The sequence below is a fragment of the Flavobacterium sp. W21_SRS_FM3 genome, assembly GCF_052113625.1.
Taxonomy (GTDB): domain Bacteria; phylum Bacteroidota; class Bacteroidia; order Flavobacteriales; family Flavobacteriaceae; genus Flavobacterium.
Genome location: NZ_JBGQOD010000007.1, coordinates 143,934 through 161,147 on the forward strand (window position 1 = coordinate 143,934; position 17,214 = coordinate 161,147).

A 17,214-nucleotide genomic window follows, 5' to 3' on the forward strand; every position below is an offset into this window, starting at 1 on the left:
TATATGTCAGTTTTAAGCGGAAAGAAAATTTTACTAGGAATATCTGGTGGGATTGCCGCCTATAAAACGGCTCATTTAGTACGACTTTTTATAAAAGCAGGTGCACATGTCCAAGTGATAATGACACCTGCTTCTAAGGATTTTATAACACCACTTACTTTAGCTACTTTGTCTAAAAATCCTGTTCACTACAGTTTTTTTAGTCAAGAGGAAGACGCTAATGGTAATGGTGAGGATGGGAATAAGCACGAACAATGGAACAACCATGTTGAATTAGGTCTTTGGGCTGATTTAATGGTGGTAGCTCCTGCAACTGCGAATACCTTGTCCAAAATGGCTTATGGGAATTGTGATAATTTACTTATAGCTACCTACTTATCTGCAAAATGTCCAGTTTATGTTGCGCCTGCAATGGATCTTGACATGTATATCCATCCCTCTACAACTGCCAGTTTTAAAGCTTTACAGCAATTTGGTAATACCATTATTCCTGCCGAAAACGGTGAATTAGCTAGTGGTTTATCTGGTCAAGGTAGAATGGCAGAACCAGAAAACATAGTGTCTTTTTTAGAAGCCGACTTAGAAAGTAAGCTGCCTTTAAAAGGAAAGAAAATACTAATAACTGCTGGACCTACTTATGAATCAATAGACCCTGTTCGTTTTATAGGGAATCATTCCTCTGGTAAAATGGGTTATGATATTGCCTTAAGTGCTGCAAAACTAGGAGCAACGGTGATATTAGTTTCTGGACCTACAAAGTTTACAATAGATCATGCTTTAATTAATGTCATAGATGTGGTATCAGCACAAGAAATGTATGATGCCTGTCACAACTACTTTAATGATGTTGATGTCGCGATAGCAGCTGCAGCTGTAGCAGATTATAGACCCAAAGTAGTAGCGACTCAGAAAATTAAAAAAGCTCCAGACAACTTTTTTATCGAACTGGAAAAAACCAAAGATATATTGGCTTCATTAGGAGCTATTAAGAAAAAACAATTACTAATTGGTTTTGCGCTAGAAACTGAAAACGAAATTGAAAATGCAATTGGTAAAATCCAGAAAAAAAACCTAGATTTGATAGTTCTAAATTCTTTACAAGATAAAGGTGCTGGTTTTGGTAAACCTACTAATAAAGTTACTTTTATTGATAAAAATTTTCATATTGAACCTATGGAGTTAAAGTCTAAAGAAGCAGTTGCAGATGATATTTTAAATAAAGTTATAGCCTATTTTAATGAATAAATTAATTGCCATTTTTGTTTTTTTAGTTTTAGGGACTGCTCATGCGCAGCAATTAAACTGTACAGTAACTGTAAATGCACAAAAATTAAGTAATTCAAATCTTACTGTTTTCAAAACATTAGAAAAATCTTTGACAGAATTTATTAATAAGACAGACTGGAATGGTAAAGTTTACCAGCAGAATGAGAAGATAGATTGTTCTATGTACATTACTGTCTTGTCTAATACTTCTGATCAATTTTCAGCTACATTACAAGTGCAATCTTCAAGACCCATTTTTAATTCATCTTATTCCTCACCTGTATTAAATTACAACGATAAAGATTTTAGTTTTAGGTACACTGAATTTGAAAATCTGATATTCAATGAAAATTCCTTTGATTCTAATCTGGTTTCCGTGGTTGCCTTTTATAGTTATATGATTCTTGGAATGGATGATGATACTTTTGTCTTAGAATCTGGAGATTCTAATTTTGAGAAAGCGCAAAATATTACAAACGTAGCGCAGCAAAGTGGTTATAAAGGATGGAGTCAAATTGACGGCAACCAAAACAGGTACTTTTTGATAACAGATATTTTGTCACCTACCTATTCTGATATTCGAAAAACAATTTTTGAATACCATAAAGGTTTAGATAGCATGGCTAAAGATTTAAGAACTGCCAAAGAAAAAGTTAAAGATGCGGTAGCCAATTTGTCCAAACTCAATTCTGCTAAACCCAATGCTTTTTTAACACGCTTATTCTTTGATGCAAAATCAGATGAGATTGTTTCTATTTTTTCTGGTGGACCTTCAATAACGGTGTCTGATTTAATTGATAATTTGAACAAAGTTTCTCCATTGAATTCTAATAAGTGGGTTACTATCAAGTATTAATTCCGTTTTTTCTTTTTAATTAAAAATCTCATTACCCTTAAAAACAGCTAAATGATAACTTCGCTATCTATAAAAAATTATGCGCTAATAGAAAAATTAAGCATTGATTTTTCTAAAGGTTTTTCTATAATTACTGGAGAAACTGGTGCTGGTAAATCCATAATATTAGGTGGTTTAGGTTTGGTTTTAGGAAAAAGAGCCGACCTATCCTCGCTAAAAAATAAAGAAGATAAATGCATCATTGAGGTGCATTTTGATATTGCCAAATATAATTTGCTCCCTTTCTTTCAGTCAAATGATTTAGATTATGAAGAGGATACGATAATTAGACGTGAAATCCTTCCATCTGGTAAATCAAGAGCTTTTATTAATGACAGTCCAGTAAACTTACAACTGCTGCAAGAGCTTAGTGTATTTTTAATAGACATTCACTCGCAACAGCAAACAAGGGAACTTTCTGAAGAGAATGTACAATTTGATATTATTGATGCTATAGCGAATAATATTTCAGTTATTCCAGAATACCAGTCGGTTTTAAAAAGCTATAAGGCAGATAAAACGAAGCTTAACGGACTTATAAAAAAACAAGGTGAATCTCTAAAAGAGCAGGAATACCATAGTTTCTTATTAAATGAATTAGTAGAAGCTAATTTAAAACCGGGAGAGCAAGAAAGTTTAGAAGATGAGTTTGAAAAACTCAATAATGTTGAAATCATAAAAGAATCTATTGATAAATCATTGGCTGTAGCCAATGAAGAACAAATAGGAGTTATGCAAAATCTAAATGAAATAAAAGTTTCGTTACAAAAAATAGCATCCTTTTCATCAGATTACAGCAGCATTCTAGAAAGAATCAATAGTGTTGCAATTGAGTTTGATGATATTACTGACGAGCTGAATCGTTGTTCTGAAAAGTTAGTTAACGATCCTGAGCAGCTGGATTTATTAGGTCAAAAATTACAACTGATTTATAATTTACAAAAAAAGCATCAAGTAACTACTGTGGAGGAATTAATTGCTATTCAAACACAATTAGAAAATTCGGTTTTTGAACTGGGCAATCTTGAAACTGAAATCGATAACTTAAATAAAAGTATTGAAGAAAAAGCGGTTAATTTAGACCAGCTCTCTTCCGTGATTCATAATAATCGAGAGCAGGCAATTCCAATGTTATCTCAAAAACTGATCACTATTTTAGATACATTAGGTATGCCTAATGTTCGCTTCGATATACAAGTAAAAGAAACCTCAAGCTACCATCATAATGGTAAGGATGAAATCCTGTTTTTATTTTCGGCTAATAAAGGAACTGATTTTGGTATTTTAAAGAAAGTAGCTTCTGGTGGGGAGATGTCGAGAATAATGCTTGCAGTCAAAGCAATCCTAGCGCAATATTCTAAGCTTCCTACTTTAATTTTTGACGAAATTGATACCGGAGTTTCTGGAGAGATTGCCATTAAAATGGGTGAGATTATGAAGGAAATGAGTAAAGAAATGCAAATTTTTGCCATTACACATCTTCCGCAAATTGCTGCTAAAGGGAATGCTCATTTCAAAGTCTTTAAATCAACAGTAGGAGAGGATACTCAGTCAGAGTTGAAATTACTGTCAGAACAGGAGCGAATCATCGAAATAGCCCAAATGTTATCAGGTACTGTCGTCTCTGATTCCGCTCTAAATCACGCTAAAGCCTTGCTGAACTAGATTTTTGGATTATATTTGTTCTAATTTCGAAGACAATATATTAAAATACCTTAAGTAAATAAAATTCACCGAATAAACTATACAAAATGATTATAGAACCTAGAATGAGAGGATTTATTTGTTTGACATCACACCCTGATGGATGCGAGCAAAATGTAAAAAATCAAATTGAATACATTAAATCAAAGGGAGCAATTAATGGAGCCAAAAAAGTACTTGTTATTGGTGCTTCAACAGGTTTTGGATTAGCTTCTAGAATATCAAGTGCATTTGGATCAGATGCTGCCACAGTGGGAGTATTTTTTGAAAAACCACCTACTGAAGGTAGAACAGCTTCTCCGGGTTGGTACAATTCTGCAGCTTTCGAAAAAGAAGCACATAAAGCAGGTTTGTATGCTAAAAGTATCAATGGCGATGCTTTTTCTGACGAAGTAAAACAACAAACATTAGCGTTAATAAAAGCAGATTTAGGGCAAGTTGATTTAGTAGTATATAGCTTAGCTTCTCCAGTACGTTTAGACCCTAAAACGGGTGTTTTACACCGTTCTGTATTAAAACCTATAGGAAATACATTTACAAACAAGACAGTCGATTTCCATTCGGGAAAAGTATCTGAAATATCTATAGAGCCTAGTACAGGTGATGATATTGAAAATACAGTAAAAGTTATGGGAGGCGAAGACTGGGCAATGTGGATTGATGCTTTAAAAGCAGATAATTTATTAGCTCCTGGAGCTACAACAGTAGCTTATTCTTATATAGGGCCATCCTTAACGGAGGCAGTTTATAGAAAAGGGACTATTGGCCGTGCAAAAGATCATCTTGAAGCGACTGCTTTTACGATTACTGATAGCTTAGCTGATATTAATGGTAAAGCTTATGTTTCTGTAAATAAAGCTTTGGTAACTCAGGCAAGTTCTGCAATTCCAGTGATTCCGTTGTACATTTCTTTATTATACAAAATAATGAAAGAAGAAGGAATTCATGAAGGATGTATCGAGCAAATTCAACGTTTATATGCAGATAGATTGTACTCAGGAAAAGAAGTGCCTACTGATGAAAAAGGAAGAATACGTATAGACGACTGGGAAATGCGTCCAGATGTTCAAGAGAGAATCGCTAAATTATGGCAAGAAGCTACAACTGAAAACTTGTCTGAAATAGGAGATTTAGAAGGGTATAGAAGCGATTTTCACAACCTATTCGGTTTTGGATTTGACGGAGTAGATTACAAAGCAGATACAAATGAAATGGTAGGAGTAGAGAGTATTAAATAATACTTTTTTATCTATCAAAATAATACACCTTACTTTATGCGGTTTCGACCAATTAAAGTAAGGTGTTTCTGTTTTTGGGAGCAGCAGGATTAGCCAATTTAATAAACTATGGTCGCGCCATTCGCTATATCTTGTGGCGGCATAAATGCCTGCCGCCACAAGGATGCCGCTGCTGTCACGGCTACTTAATTCGTCTGTGCTTTTATTAAGTTTTTATTGCCCAAATTCTTAATTAAATGTTCTCAATTTTAATCAGTCCCAGCAGTCCCTCTTTATAAAGATCTCATTAAAGCAATTACCGCAAATAACCTATAATCAACCTATTGAAAATAGCTTTTCTTTTTTTAATATAATTTTATGCATTGGTTTTAGATCGATTCCTTATCTTAGTTTTACTGTTTGTTATAGGACATCTTTACAATGAGATCGTTGTAAAATCATGAATTTTAAAAAATAAATAATGAAAAATAGACTTCTTTTACTTTTACTACTGTCGGGGACTTTAGCTAATGCACAATCAGAAATTACAAAAGCAAAACTTGCCGAAATTAAAGCTCAGGTAGAAAAAGAAACTATTAAGTTAAAAGATTCTTTAATTAAAGCGAATAAAGGTGCTGATATTCCTCTTGATATTGCTTTTAAAACAGACTTATATAGAGCAGAAAAGTTGGCAGATAAGAAGGTAAGTATTGATTATTCCACCTCGGGTATGACTACTGCAATTGTTGAACTTAATAACGATTACGACAAATTATTAAATAAGTACTATACAATTTTACTAAAAAAGTTGAATCCAAAAGATCAAGACAAGCTAAAAATAGCACAAAGAAATTGGATTAAATTTAGAGATAGTGAAATTCAATTAATAGGAACTGTTTCTAAAAGTGAATATTCTGGCGGTGGAACGATTCAAAGTAATATTATGGCAGGACGTATTAGTGATCTAACTAAAAACCGACTCTACGTAATTAAAGAGCACTTAAACCAATTTATAGATTAAAAATTTCTATTGAATAATATTTTAGAATGTTTGATTTCTTAAACCCCTATACGTACTAATTTACCCCCGACAGCAGTGGCATCTCCCGATTTTAAAAACAAGGCTTTTGTAGCCGTATTTTTTTAGCGGGAATATAACGAATGGCGGGACAAGTTCGTTTTATAGAAACTAATTGTTGTGGTTCTAATAATGAAGAAGGAGAGACTATTGCAAGCCACTGTTGGAATGTGTATTTTTGACTGTTTTATAAAATAGGAACTATGTACAATTTATTAAAAGGGAAAAGAGGAATCATATTTGGCGCGCTAGATGAAAATTCGATTGCTTGGAAAACTGCTGAATGCGTTCATGAAGAAGGGGGAATTTTTGTTTTAACGAATGCTCCAGCTGCAATGCGTTTAGGTAATATTGAAGATTTAGCGTTAAAAACAGGAGCTCAAGTTATTCCAGCAGATGCTACTTCAGTAGAAGATTTAGAAAAATTAGTGGATCAGGCTATCGAAATCCTTGGCGGAAAAATTGATTTTGTTTTGCATTCTATCGGGATGTCAGTGAATGTTAGAAAAGGAAATCATTACACTAATCAGAATTACGATTTTACAGAAAAAGGTTGGAATGTTTCTGCGGTATCGTTCCATAAGGTGATGCAAGTATTGTATAAGAAAGACGCAATGAATGAATGGGGAAGTATTGTGGCATTGTCTTATATGGCAGCACAACGCGTCTTTCCTGATTATAATGATATGGCAGATAATAAAGCTTATTTAGAGTCTATTGCGCGTAGTTTTGGCTACTTTTTTGGGAGAGATAAAAAGGTGCGTGTAAATACAATTTCACAATCTCCTACTGCTACTAAAGCAGGGCAGGGCGTGAAAGGATTTGGTGGCTTTATCGCTTTTGCTGATAAGATGGCGCCTTTAGGCAATGCTACTGCTTTAGATTGCGCTAATTATACGGTAGCTATGTTCTCTGATTTGACAAAAATGGTGACATTGCAAAACCTACTTCACGATGGTGGTTTTTCAAATATGGGAGTGAGTCAGGAAGTGATGGAGATGTTTGAATAATAGAGGAAATTGTAGTAAAATATTTCTTAAAACCATTGCTTTATTAGTGATGGTTTTTTTATCGATATTGTTTAATAGTATATCTTTGCGCCCTAATTTATCCTTATATTTTAACTAATACCACATAGAAATAGATGTTGTTTTCTTTAATTATCCCAGTTTATAATCGTCCTGATGAAGTGGATGAGCTTTTAGAAAGTTTAGTACAGTCTGATTATACAGCTGCTTTTGAAGTAGTACTTGTCGAAGATGGTTCTACATTGCGTTGTGAAGATATTGTTCAAAAATACGCAAGCCGTTTAACAATCTCTTATTATTTCAAAGAGAATTCAGGCCCAGGCGATTCTAGAAATTACGGAATGAGAAAAGCCAAAGGAGATTATTTTATCATCTTTGATTCTGATTGTATTATTCCCAAACAATATTTATCAGAAGTTGATAAAGCTTTGCAATTGAATTATGTAGATTGTTTTGGAGGTCCAGATAAAGCATTAGATAGTTTTTCAGATATTCAAAAAGCAATCAACTTTGCGATGACTTCATTTTTAACTACTGGTGGAATAAGGGGAGGTTCTGAAAAAATTGATAAATTTCAACCCAGAAGTTTTAATATGGGGATTTCTAGAAAAGCATTTGAAGCCTCTAATGGCTTTGGAAATATTCATCCAGGCGAAGACCCTGATCTTTCCATACGGTTATGGAATTTAGGTTTTGAAACCAAACTGTTCCCAAATGCGTATGTATATCATAAGAGAAGGATTGATTGGGACAAGTTTTCGATACAGGTGAATAAATTTGGTAAAGCACGACCGATATTAAATAGTTGGTATCCAAAGCATAACAAATTAACATTCTTTTTTCCTTCACTGTTTATAGCTGGATTTGTTTTAGCGGTATTACTACTGGTTTTTACATTTGATTATTTATTGAAATTATACTTCATCTATTTTTTAATCATCTTTATAACAGCTTCTTATCAGAACAAGAGTATTAAAATAGGTTACCTAGCTGTAGTCGCAGTTTGGAAACAATTTTGGGGATACGGATTAGGATTTTTGGAGTCTTTTTTTAAAGTAATTATTTTAAAACAGCAACCTCAAGCAGCATTTCCTGAATTATTTTTTAAAGCATAGTCATGACAAAAATTATAGGATTAACCGGAGGAATAGGAAGTGGCAAGACATCAATTGCAAAACATTTTATGTCTTTAGCTGTTCCTGTTTATATAGCTGATGATGAAGCTAGGAAGATAATGCAGTCTGAAGCTATTATTAAGGCTTTAAAAATGAACTTTGGTGATTCTGTTTTTGACGGGAATAGTTTAAATAGAGAGAAGTTAGCAGCAGTTGTGTTTAACGATCCTGAAAAATTAAGTGCTTTAAATGCAATTGTACATCCCGCTGTTAAAGAACATTTTCAACAGTGGTTAGTAGCACATAAAAAAGCGCAGATAGTTATTTATGAAGCTGCTATTTTATTTGAAAGCGGAAGTTATAAGATGTGTGATAGTATCATTACCGTGACAGCCCCTGTAGAATCTAGAATTCAGCGTGTTATTAAAAGAGATAATTCGAGTAGAGAAGCGGTTTTAAAACGAATCAATGCACAATGGACTGATGAAGAACGCGCTTCAAAAAGTGATTATATTATTGAAAATATTGATCTGGCTACAGCCAAAATAAAAGCAGAAGAAATTCTTAAAATTTTGATGATTAAACAAAACGAACAGTAGATGTTAATGTTTGGTTAATATATTATCATTCATACTGTTAAAATGTTAATTTTGTTCCGATGAATAAACTTTTTTTTAGATTACTGGTTTTGTTGATGAGTTTATCCTTAATAGGTATAATTCTTGTACAGGTATATTGGTTTAACAATTCGTTTAAAAATAACGACGAACAGTTTAAGTTTCACGTAACGCAAGTTATTGGAAATGTAGCGGATAAATTACAAAAACAAGAAGCATATACATTTTATGATAGGTATAATCGTATAAAAGATAGTACAGGTAAGATTCCGAAGAAAGAAGATTTAACGGAATTTTATTACGTTCAACGAAATACTAAAACGAATAAAACCATTGTTTACTCTAACAGTATTATTTCTGAAGATTATGATATCTCATCTTCTTTATTTAATAAGAAATTTAGTAACGATAAATTTAAAAACTTTAGTTCTAAAAGGGTGACTGAAGTTTACAATAATAACGGAGTTGATAAATCTAATTTGCAGCAGAACCTGCTTCCCGACGTAACCATTGAGAAATCAGGTAATTTAGATGTATTAGATAAAGTACAATTTGAAATTTCGTATAAAGATATTGCTGCTGCAATGCCATTAGAAGAAAGAGTGTCTAAAGAAACACTTCAAAAATTAATAAAAAAGGAGTTAGAACAATCAGGAGTTAAAACGAAGTTTGAATTTGGGATTTACAGCAATGGTTTAGCAACTAATGTCAAATCGGCAAATTTCAAGTATGACAAAGAATTGACCTATTCAATTCCAATATATACTGACAATGAAGGAAATGAAAAATACAAGTTATTAGTCAGTTTTCCGCACAAGAAAAAATTCTTATTGTCAGAGTTAATAAGCATAACCGTTCTTTCTATCATTTTCACATTGATCATTATTGTAGCTTATTCTAGTGCTTTAAATCAATTAATTCGTCAACGTCAGATTTCTGAAATTAAAACCGATTTCATTAATAATATGACACATGAATTTAAAACGCCTATAGCAACGATCAACCTTGCATTAGATGCGATTAAAAATCCTAAGATAATAGACGATCGGGAAAAAGTGATGAAATACCTGCAAATGATTCGTGACGAAAACAAACGAATGCATGCTCAGGTTGAAAATGTTTTGAGAATTTCAAAATTAGAAAAGAAAGAACTCGATATTGAAAAAGAATCTAGCGATGTAGTTGATGTAATTAATGATGCAATTGAGCATGTTAATTTGATTCTTGAAGACAGACAGGGAACGATTACCAGTCATTTTAATGCGGCTAGAACAACAGTTTTAATGAATGAAGTACATTTTACTAATGTCATTGTAAATGTATTAGAAAACGCAATTAAATACTCACCTGATGTGCCTGATATTGAAGTTTTTACTGAAAATATTAAAGACATGATTCTTATAAAAGTTAAGGATAAAGGATTAGGAATGAGTAAAATAGCTCAAAAGCGAGTTTTTGAAAAATTCTATAGAGAGCACACGGGCGATTTACACAATGTAAAAGGGCACGGTTTAGGATTAGCATACGTAAAAAGAATTGTTGAGGACCACAATGGTCAAGTATATGTAGAAAGTGAAAAGGGAAAAGGAAGTACCTTCATAATAAAAATACCACTAATAAATTAAACTATGGAAACTATAAATAAAAAAATACTTCTAGTAGAAGACGACCTTAATTTTGGAGCTGTACTAAAAGATTATTTAATGCTAAATGACTTTGACGTTGTTTTGGCTAAAAACGGAATGGAAGGTTTTGAAAAATTCAAAAAGGATACTTATGATCTATGTATCTTGGATGTTATGATGCCTTACAAAGATGGTTATACTTTGGCCAAAGAAATTAGAGAAAAAAATAGCGAAGTGCCTATTATTTTTTTAACGGCAAAATCGATGAAAGAAGATGTATTAAAAGGTTACAAAGCAGGTGCTGATGACTATTTGAATAAACCTTTTGATTCTGAAGTTTTGTTGATGAAAATTAAGGCAATCATTCAAAGAAAATCTTCAGATGTGAAGACAGAACAAGTACAATTTGAATTTAATATTGGTAAATTTCACCTAAATTCTAAATTGAGATTTCTTACTTTTAAAGACCAAGAGCCAATTAAATTGTCTCCAAAAGAAAATGAGTTATTGAAAATGTTAATTCTTCATGAAAATGATTTAATGCCTAGAGAATTAGCTTTAACTAAAATTTGGAGAGATGACAACTACTTTACATCAAGAAGTATGGATGTTTACATCGCTAAATTAAGAAAGTATCTGAAACTGGACGAAGATGTTGAAATCTTAAACATTCACGGTGAAGGGTTTAGATTAGTTGTTAAAAATAAAGCAGTATAAATTATACTGTCTAGATATACAAAAGGCTTCGAGAAATCGGAGCCTTTATTTATGGGTTATTACTCCCGTCTTATTTTGTGGTACTATCTTAACTATTAAAAGTTTTTTTTTAGCTACAGTTATAATAGTTGTTATTTCAGGTTCAGCTGTAATGCAAAGCAGTTTTTATCGTCTTTAGAAATACTAAAGATAATCGCTTCATCCGAAACATTTTCATGAATAATTACTCTGTCTTGCAACGATAATTCCTTAATGAAATTCATTTCAAAACTTTTTATATTTTGATCGAGTATCACTTTATCATCCATCAAGTCAATACACCACTCTAGATACTTGACGTTATTGACATGATTCACAATATCTAAATCAGACAAGAACACCGTTTTCTCAAAAAGCTGTTCTTTCTCTGTACTAATTTTTATTTTAGAAAAACCCTCAACAGTTGCTTTTTTCTCTGGATATAATTCAAAATGTTCATAGGGTAGCGCCAATGCTTCCGGACGGCGTTTATCAGTGTTAAAAACAGCCCAAAACGTCTCGGAGCCTACAATTTTCTTTCCGTTCACATACATTTCAAGAGCTCTAATCGAACGTGAATTTTCTAAAGTGTTGATCCATGTTTTTACTGTAACCACATCTCTCCATTTAGGTAACGCAGTAACTTCAACTCGCATGCGGCTCAGTACCCAAGCCTGACTGAATTCTTGCATATCAGAAAAGCTAATACCACCAGTATCTGAGTGTGCGGCAGCAGTTAACTGTAAAATATTGCATAAATCAGTATACTTCAAGTATCCATTAGGCATGCATTGTGTAAAATTGATTTCCCATTCTTTGCTTAATACAGAGGTGAAGTTTGGACTTATTGGCATAGGTAATATTATGAAATTTTAGTTTTTGCATTTATGTAGTCAAAAATCGTTTGATAAGGAGTTTCAAAATCAAACCATTTGGTGTTTTGGTCGCGTTTGAACCAGGTAAGTTGGCGCTTAGCAAAACGTCTCGTGTTTTTCTTAATTTCTTCAATGGCAAAATCTAAGGATGTTTCGCCATCAAAATAACTAAATAGTTCACGATAACCTACCGTTTGTAAAGCGTTTAAGGCTTTGTTAGGATAGACTGATTTTGCTTCTTTCAACAGTCCTTCATTCAACATAATACCTACTCTTTGATTGATACGATTGTACATTACACTTCGTTCGGCTTCTAAACCGATGAGAATGGGAGTGAAGTTGCGACTGTTCTGTTTCTGATTTAAAAAAGAGGAGTAGGGTTTTCCTGATCCCAAACAAACTTCTACAAATCGCATCATTCGTTGCGGGTTTTGTAAGGTTTGTGGATTGTCTGTTGTGATGGTTTTGAAATATTCAGGATCTAGTTTTTCTAGTTGGTTTTGAAGGTATACAATTCCTAGTTTCTCATAACTAGCATTTACACTTTCTCGAATAGAAAGATCAATTTCTGGAAATTCATCAAAGCCTTTTAATACGGCATTTACGTACAGCCCCGAACCTCCCACAAGAACTACATAATCATTTTCTAAAAATAATTTATCAATCATAGCAATGGCTTCTTTTTCAAAATCACCTACGGTATAGGATTCAAATATGGATTTATTTTGAATAAAATGGTGCGGAGCTGCTTCTAATTCTGCTTTACTGGGAACAGCAGTTCCAATAGTCATTTCTTTAAAAAACTGCCTACTGTCACAAGAAACTATTTGACATTTAAAATGATTTGCCACATGAATACTCAAAGCAGTTTTGCCAATGGCTGTAGGTCCGATAATGGTAATTAAGTGTTTCATATTTATTTTTAGCCCAGATAGCAATGAAAACCCCGGACGACTGCAAGTTAGTATTTCTTGTCGTAAAAGAGCGCCTTTAGAAGCTCCTTTTATGATTTAGAAAGACAAGTTGTAGACGGAGGAGTTGCAATGAATAGCTGGAGATTGCTTCCCGTATCACTCATAGTTCTATTTTATTGTAATGAGCTTATAGCATAATAAACATTAGCCGCGTGTAAAAAAATCCTGAAGTAAAAGGAGTTTTTAATTATTGTAATTGATGACCACAGTGATGACAATAAATAGCATTTTCAGGATGTTCTTCTGTGCCACAACCACTACAAGGCTTTTGAATTTTGTTTGTTGGTTTATTCACGCTTTTGGCGATCTCTGCGGTAACAATTCCCGTAGGCACAGCAATAATACCATAACCTAAAATCATTACAAAAGACGCAATAAATTGACCCAAAGGTGTTACCGGTGAAATATCCCCATAGCCCACTGTAGTTAAGGTTACTATAGTCCAATATATCCCAGCAGGAATACTGGTGAAACCACTTTCCTTACCTTCTACAACATACATTATAGATCCTATTATTATAGTGATGATAAGTACAAAATAGATGAAGACTACAATCTTACCACGACTCGCATTAATCGCTTTTCTTAGTTGAACCGATTGATTTGTAAATTGTGGATGGTTTAATATTTTGAATAATCGGAGTAATCTTAAAGAGCGTACTACACTAAAGATACTTGTTCCAACAAAAAATATGGACAAGTACATGGGTAAAATAGCCAGCAAATCGATGATGCCATAAAAGCTCAGGATATATTTCCAAGGCTTTTTTATGGATATGATTCTGAAAATATATTCCAAGGTAAAGAACGCAGTAATAATCCATTCTAATAATACAAGTTCATAATGGTATTTTTGATCAAAGGAATTGACCGTTTCCATCATTACTAAAACTACACTTAAAAGAATAAGTCCTAATAATATTAAATCAAATAGTCGACCCGCTTTAGTACTTGTCCCATAAATTATGATGTGGACTTTTTGCTTAAAGAGGTCGTATTGTGATTTAATTTTACGCATGCAGAGGAGGGATTGTATTAAAATTTGATCAATTTGAAATTTTTCTCTTTTCGAAGATAAGCCTGAATAATATTCTTAGTATCTCGATTGTTAAGCATCGGAGTAAGGATGTTTTTTAATATTTCGATATTATTAATTTGATAATTTAAATCATAGAATGCATAACCCTTATAGATTCCGTTTTCAATTAGCACAGCACTGCGCTCACTGATTGTTCGACCGCGGTCTACAATAACCATATTTTGACTCTCAAATTCACTATTATTAATAAAATCTAATACTCTTGCATTGTATTCTTGTGTAGAAACTTCTCCTATGCAAGCGCCATCACACTCTTTAATTTTGTATTGAAAACAGGCTGCTTTCGTATCATACAAGCCGGTGTGTTTTTGGCACAAGTTATATCGTTCTGTTATTTTAAAGAGCACGTTTTTACCTTCAGTTAATGTCGTAAAAGAAGTGATTTCTTTTTTACGACCATCTGCCTTCTGTAATTTTAGTTTTAAATAGCCATCTGTTCCCATTTCTGGATACAACGCCCATTGAAATATATTTTTTCGTTGCGCCCGATTGTAGCGGGGTCTGTGCAATTTGATTTCCTGACTTTCTTTTAATAAAGCGACTAATTCACTGCCCGTTTCTTCATAGGTCACCGTGAATACTTCGGCTTGTATTTTTTTAGCGCTGTTTGTTATTCCAGTAAAATGCTGATTGATCCGTTTTTTAATATTCTTGCTTTTACCAATGTAGATTAGGTCGCCTTTTTCATTATGAATATAATAAACACCCGTTTTTGTAGGTAGACTGCTGACGATATCCAGCAATTTCGGAGCAATCCCTTTTTCGACTTTTAATTTGATAAAGTCTTTAATGATTTCTTTTTCAACATCCTTGTCTAGAAGCATCTTAAACAATTTTACCGTTGCCAAAGCATCACCACTTGCTCTATGTCTATCAGCCATAGGAATTCCTAGTGCGCGCACTAACTTTCCTAAACTGTGTGATGGTTGTTCTGGTAGTAATCTTTTTGATAACTCAACGGTACACAAGGTTTTTAGGCTAAAATCATATCCTAAGCGTCTAAATTCAGTGCGCAGAATACGGTAATCAAAGTCGGCATTATGAGCCACCACAACACAATCAGTGGTAATCTCAATAATGCGTTTGGCTACTTCGTAAAACTTGGGAGCTTGTACTAACATAGCATTATTAATGCCCGTAAGTTTTACTACAAAGGGTTGAATAGGAATTTCAGGATTAACCAAACTAATGAATTGATCCACAATTTCATGACCATCATATTTATAAATGGCAATTTCAGTAATGCCTTCTTCGTTAAATTGGCCTCCAGTGGTTTCTATGTCTAATATTGCGTACAATTTATTTTATTTAAAGTTGATGACATTCAGTTGAAAAATAACGAATCAACCATCATTAATTTATGTTTATTACCTTCCTCCAAAAATACTACTTCCTACACGCACCATTGTACTGCCGCATTCTATTGCCAGTTGGTAATCACCAGACATCCCCATCGAAATAGTATCTAATTTAGAGTGCAAAATAGGCTGCGCCTTTAATTGATCAAATATGGATTTTAAGTGTTGGAATTCTTTCTTCACTTGGTTTTTATTTTCTGTAAAGGTAGCCATTCCCATTAATCCGCGTATCTGTATGTTTTCCATTTTGCTAAATGTATCAGAAGCTAATAAAGTTGCCAACTCTGTTTCATCAAGTCCAAATTTTGTTTCTTCCTCAGCTATATGGATTTGTAATAAACAGTCAATAACTCTATTGTTTTTAGCGGCTTGTTTATTTATTTCTTGTAATAATTTCAGGCTATCTACTCCATGAATCAACTGCACAAATGGTGCCATAAACTTCACCTTATTTGTTTGTACATGACCAATCATATGCCACTGAATATCTTTGGGCATTTCTTCCCATTTCTCAGTCATTTCTTGGATTTTGTTTTCACCAAAAATGCGTTGGCCTGCAGTATATGCTTCCATTAAATCAGCTACTGGTTTTGTTTTAGATACTGCAACAAGTATTACGTTATCTGGAAGTGTAGCTTGTATGTGTTGTAAATTAGTAGCTATTGCCATAGGGTCACTATTTATTTTATAGTAGTACTGAACTATAGTTCATATGCGACAATGCCGTTTCTAAACTTAGGTTCAATATACGTACTTTTTTGGTGGCATAATCAAATTATTATTTGCTAATGCCTTAATTTTATTAATATGTGATGGGTAAAGCATGAAGCCAACTTCCTATTTTCCCTCATCGATTTGTTTCCTTTACGTCTAAAATAGATTGTTTACCTGAAAGGTATTGCATCCGTTCATCATTTCGTAAATCTTTAACTGCCAGTAAAGGTAATAAAACCGTTGTGTACAGTATTTACGTGTCTAAATTATCTCAAACAGTACTGGTTTTAGCCATCTCTTTACGAAATTGTAACTGATAAAATTCATTGTCAAGATACATCCCGAAATCCTGCTTAGCGGATGGTTGCTATGGCTGTTTATTCGTTACAATAAAATTGGTCTCTAATGCTGCAATAATTTCTTGTTTGCTGAAACCGTTATGATCTTTCACTAAGCGATTTTATTCATATATTCTTTTAACAACCGCACCCGAAAAGCTAATTTTTCTCGTATTTCTAAATAATATTGTTTTGGTAATCCTCTATAGTAGTTCCAACAATGTTCCAGTATAAGATTGCGTTTTAGTAACGATTTTATGAATGTAAATTGCTGGATGTGTATCCTTAATTACTACGTTTTCTAACCTAAAATCCTGGTATTTTTGATGAATTTGACGGTATCGCTTTTCTAAAGTTACTGTTTCTTGATTAGTGTATGCTGGTTTTACAACTTGCAAAAATGACAAAGTATTAAAGTTTAATTGTGCTGCTAGTTCTGCAGTGAGATATTCATCGTAGGAACGGCAAGTCACTAAGCACAATTTATCTCGAGCAGGGCGAACAGCTTTACAAGGGATTATTTTTGCCATGATAGATTAAAAGAAAAAGTCCAAAAGTTAAAAGAAATATATTTAA

The 17,214-nt window shown here is 33.2% G+C and carries 16 protein-coding genes; 10 read left to right on the forward strand and 6 right to left on the reverse strand.

Annotation, left to right across the window (positions count from 1 at the left end; all coding sequences use genetic code 11):
* Positions 1–3: 3 nt before the first annotated feature.
* The 10 genes from coaBC to ACEN2K_RS11820 all read left to right on the forward strand — a co-directional run bounded on the left by coaBC (position 4) and on the right by ACEN2K_RS11820 (position 11,262).
* The gene (gene coaBC / locus ACEN2K_RS11775) at positions 4–1,245 is read left to right on the forward strand and encodes a bifunctional phosphopantothenoylcysteine decarboxylase/phosphopantothenate--cysteine ligase CoaBC (RefSeq protein ID WP_441759521.1); all 1,242 of its coding nucleotides are present in this window, start codon (positions 4–6) and stop codon (positions 1,243–1,245) included.
* The gene (locus ACEN2K_RS11780) at positions 1,238–2,122 is read left to right on the forward strand and encodes a DUF4835 family protein (protein WP_441759522.1); all 885 of its coding nucleotides are present in this window, start codon (positions 1,238–1,240) and stop codon (positions 2,120–2,122) included. Before coaBC ends, ACEN2K_RS11780 begins: the two co-directional genes overlap by 8 nt.
* A gap of 51 nt (positions 2,123–2,173) precedes the next feature.
* Positions 2,174–3,826, forward strand: coding sequence for a DNA repair protein RecN (gene recN, locus ACEN2K_RS11785; RefSeq protein ID WP_441759523.1), 1,653 nt, complete (start codon positions 2,174–2,176; stop codon positions 3,824–3,826).
* An 86-nt stretch (positions 3,827–3,912) separates the two neighbouring features.
* Positions 3,913–5,103: an enoyl-ACP reductase FabV gene (gene fabV, locus ACEN2K_RS11790; RefSeq protein ID WP_441759524.1), complete on the forward strand. Its 1,191-nt coding sequence runs from the start codon at positions 3,913–3,915 to the stop codon at positions 5,101–5,103.
* Between the two features lie 460 nt (positions 5,104–5,563).
* Positions 5,564–6,103, forward strand: coding sequence for a lysozyme inhibitor LprI family protein (locus ACEN2K_RS11795; RefSeq protein ID WP_441759525.1), 540 nt, complete (start codon positions 5,564–5,566; stop codon positions 6,101–6,103).
* Positions 6,104–6,363: 260 nt separating this feature from the next.
* Complete coding sequence (locus ACEN2K_RS11800) at positions 6,364–7,170, forward strand: enoyl-ACP reductase FabI (RefSeq protein WP_441759526.1); 807 nt, start codon at positions 6,364–6,366, stop codon at positions 7,168–7,170.
* 134 nt (positions 7,171–7,304) lie between these two features.
* Positions 7,305–8,303 carry a glycosyltransferase gene (locus ACEN2K_RS11805; protein ID WP_441759527.1) on the forward strand — a complete coding sequence of 333 codons (999 nt, stop codon included), beginning with the start codon at positions 7,305–7,307 and terminating at the stop codon, positions 8,301–8,303.
* 2 nt (positions 8,304–8,305) lie between these two features.
* On the forward strand, positions 8,306–8,902 hold the full coding sequence (gene coaE, locus ACEN2K_RS11810) for a dephospho-CoA kinase (protein WP_441759528.1): 597 nt from the start codon (positions 8,306–8,308) through the stop codon (positions 8,900–8,902).
* Positions 8,903–8,961: 59 nt separating this feature from the next.
* Positions 8,962–10,545 (forward strand): sensor histidine kinase, encoded by a 1,584-nt coding sequence (locus tag ACEN2K_RS11815; protein ID WP_441759529.1) that lies wholly within the window; start codon positions 8,962–8,964, stop codon positions 10,543–10,545.
* A 3-nt stretch (positions 10,546–10,548) separates the two neighbouring features.
* A complete protein-coding gene (locus ACEN2K_RS11820; protein WP_441759530.1) occupies positions 10,549–11,262 on the forward strand; it encodes a response regulator transcription factor in 714 nt (237 codons plus the stop codon).
* Positions 11,263–11,393: 131 nt separating this feature from the next.
* On the opposite strand, the gene ACEN2K_RS11825 is transcribed toward ACEN2K_RS11820, so the two are convergent.
* The 6 genes from ACEN2K_RS11825 to ACEN2K_RS11850 all read right to left on the reverse strand — a co-directional run bounded on the left by ACEN2K_RS11825 (position 11,394) and on the right by ACEN2K_RS11850 (position 17,168).
* A complete protein-coding gene (locus tag ACEN2K_RS11825) occupies positions 11,394–12,134 on the reverse strand; it encodes an acyl-[acyl-carrier-protein] thioesterase (RefSeq protein WP_441759531.1) in 741 nt (246 codons plus the stop codon).
* Positions 12,135–12,142: 8 nt separating this feature from the next.
* Positions 12,143–13,069: a tRNA (adenosine(37)-N6)-dimethylallyltransferase MiaA gene (gene miaA, locus ACEN2K_RS11830; RefSeq protein ID WP_441759532.1), complete on the reverse strand. Its 927-nt coding sequence runs from the start codon at positions 13,067–13,069 to the stop codon at positions 12,143–12,145.
* A 247-nt stretch (positions 13,070–13,316) separates the two neighbouring features.
* Positions 13,317–14,147: an ion transporter gene (locus ACEN2K_RS11835; RefSeq protein ID WP_441759533.1), complete on the reverse strand. Its 831-nt coding sequence runs from the start codon at positions 14,145–14,147 to the stop codon at positions 13,317–13,319.
* Positions 14,148–14,164: 17 nt separating this feature from the next.
* Positions 14,165–15,526, reverse strand: coding sequence for an exonuclease domain-containing protein (locus tag ACEN2K_RS11840; RefSeq protein ID WP_441759534.1), 1,362 nt, complete (start codon positions 15,524–15,526; stop codon positions 14,165–14,167).
* Positions 15,527–15,595: 69 nt separating this feature from the next.
* Positions 15,596–16,255 carry a YggS family pyridoxal phosphate-dependent enzyme gene (locus ACEN2K_RS11845; RefSeq protein ID WP_441759535.1) on the reverse strand — a complete coding sequence of 220 codons (660 nt, stop codon included), beginning with the start codon at positions 16,253–16,255 and terminating at the stop codon, positions 15,596–15,598.
* 586 nt (positions 16,256–16,841) lie between these two features.
* Positions 16,842–17,168: a DUF1015 family protein gene (locus ACEN2K_RS11850; RefSeq protein ID WP_441759536.1), complete on the reverse strand. Its 327-nt coding sequence runs from the start codon at positions 17,166–17,168 to the stop codon at positions 16,842–16,844.
* Positions 17,169–17,214 lie beyond the last annotated feature (46 nt).

What these genes read in the sequence shown, in the direction of transcription:
- coaBC (WP_441759521.1), top strand. Translation starts at nt 4, where the DNA reads ATGTCAGTTTTAAGCGGAAAGAAAATTTTACTAGGAATATCTGGTGGG.
- ACEN2K_RS11780 (WP_441759522.1), top strand. Translation starts at nt 1,238, where the DNA reads ATGAATAAATTAATTGCCATTTTTGTTTTTTTAGTTTTAGGGACTGCT.
- recN (WP_441759523.1), top strand. Translation starts at nt 2,174, where the DNA reads ATGATAACTTCGCTATCTATAAAAAATTATGCGCTAATAGAAAAATTA.
- fabV (WP_441759524.1), top strand. Translation starts at nt 3,913, where the DNA reads ATGATTATAGAACCTAGAATGAGAGGATTTATTTGTTTGACATCACAC.
- ACEN2K_RS11795 (WP_441759525.1), top strand. Translation starts at nt 5,564, where the DNA reads ATGAAAAATAGACTTCTTTTACTTTTACTACTGTCGGGGACTTTAGCT.
- ACEN2K_RS11800 (WP_441759526.1), top strand. Translation starts at nt 6,364, where the DNA reads ATGTACAATTTATTAAAAGGGAAAAGAGGAATCATATTTGGCGCGCTA.
- ACEN2K_RS11805 (WP_441759527.1), top strand. Translation starts at nt 7,305, where the DNA reads ATGTTGTTTTCTTTAATTATCCCAGTTTATAATCGTCCTGATGAAGTG.
- coaE (WP_441759528.1), top strand. Translation starts at nt 8,306, where the DNA reads ATGACAAAAATTATAGGATTAACCGGAGGAATAGGAAGTGGCAAGACA.
- ACEN2K_RS11815 (WP_441759529.1), top strand. Translation starts at nt 8,962, where the DNA reads ATGAATAAACTTTTTTTTAGATTACTGGTTTTGTTGATGAGTTTATCC.
- ACEN2K_RS11820 (WP_441759530.1), top strand. Translation starts at nt 10,549, where the DNA reads ATGGAAACTATAAATAAAAAAATACTTCTAGTAGAAGACGACCTTAAT.
- ACEN2K_RS11825 (WP_441759531.1), bottom strand. Translation starts at nt 12,134, where the DNA reads ATGCCAATAAGTCCAAACTTCACCTCTGTATTAAGCAAAGAATGGGAA.
- miaA (WP_441759532.1), bottom strand. Translation starts at nt 13,069, where the DNA reads ATGAAACACTTAATTACCATTATCGGACCTACAGCCATTGGCAAAACT.
- ACEN2K_RS11835 (WP_441759533.1), bottom strand. Translation starts at nt 14,147, where the DNA reads ATGCGTAAAATTAAATCACAATACGACCTCTTTAAGCAAAAAGTCCAC.
- ACEN2K_RS11845 (WP_441759535.1), bottom strand. Translation starts at nt 16,255, where the DNA reads ATGGCAATAGCTACTAATTTACAACACATACAAGCTACACTTCCAGAT.
- ACEN2K_RS11850 (WP_441759536.1), bottom strand. Translation starts at nt 17,168, where the DNA reads ATGGCAAAAATAATCCCTTGTAAAGCTGTTCGCCCTGCTCGAGATAAA.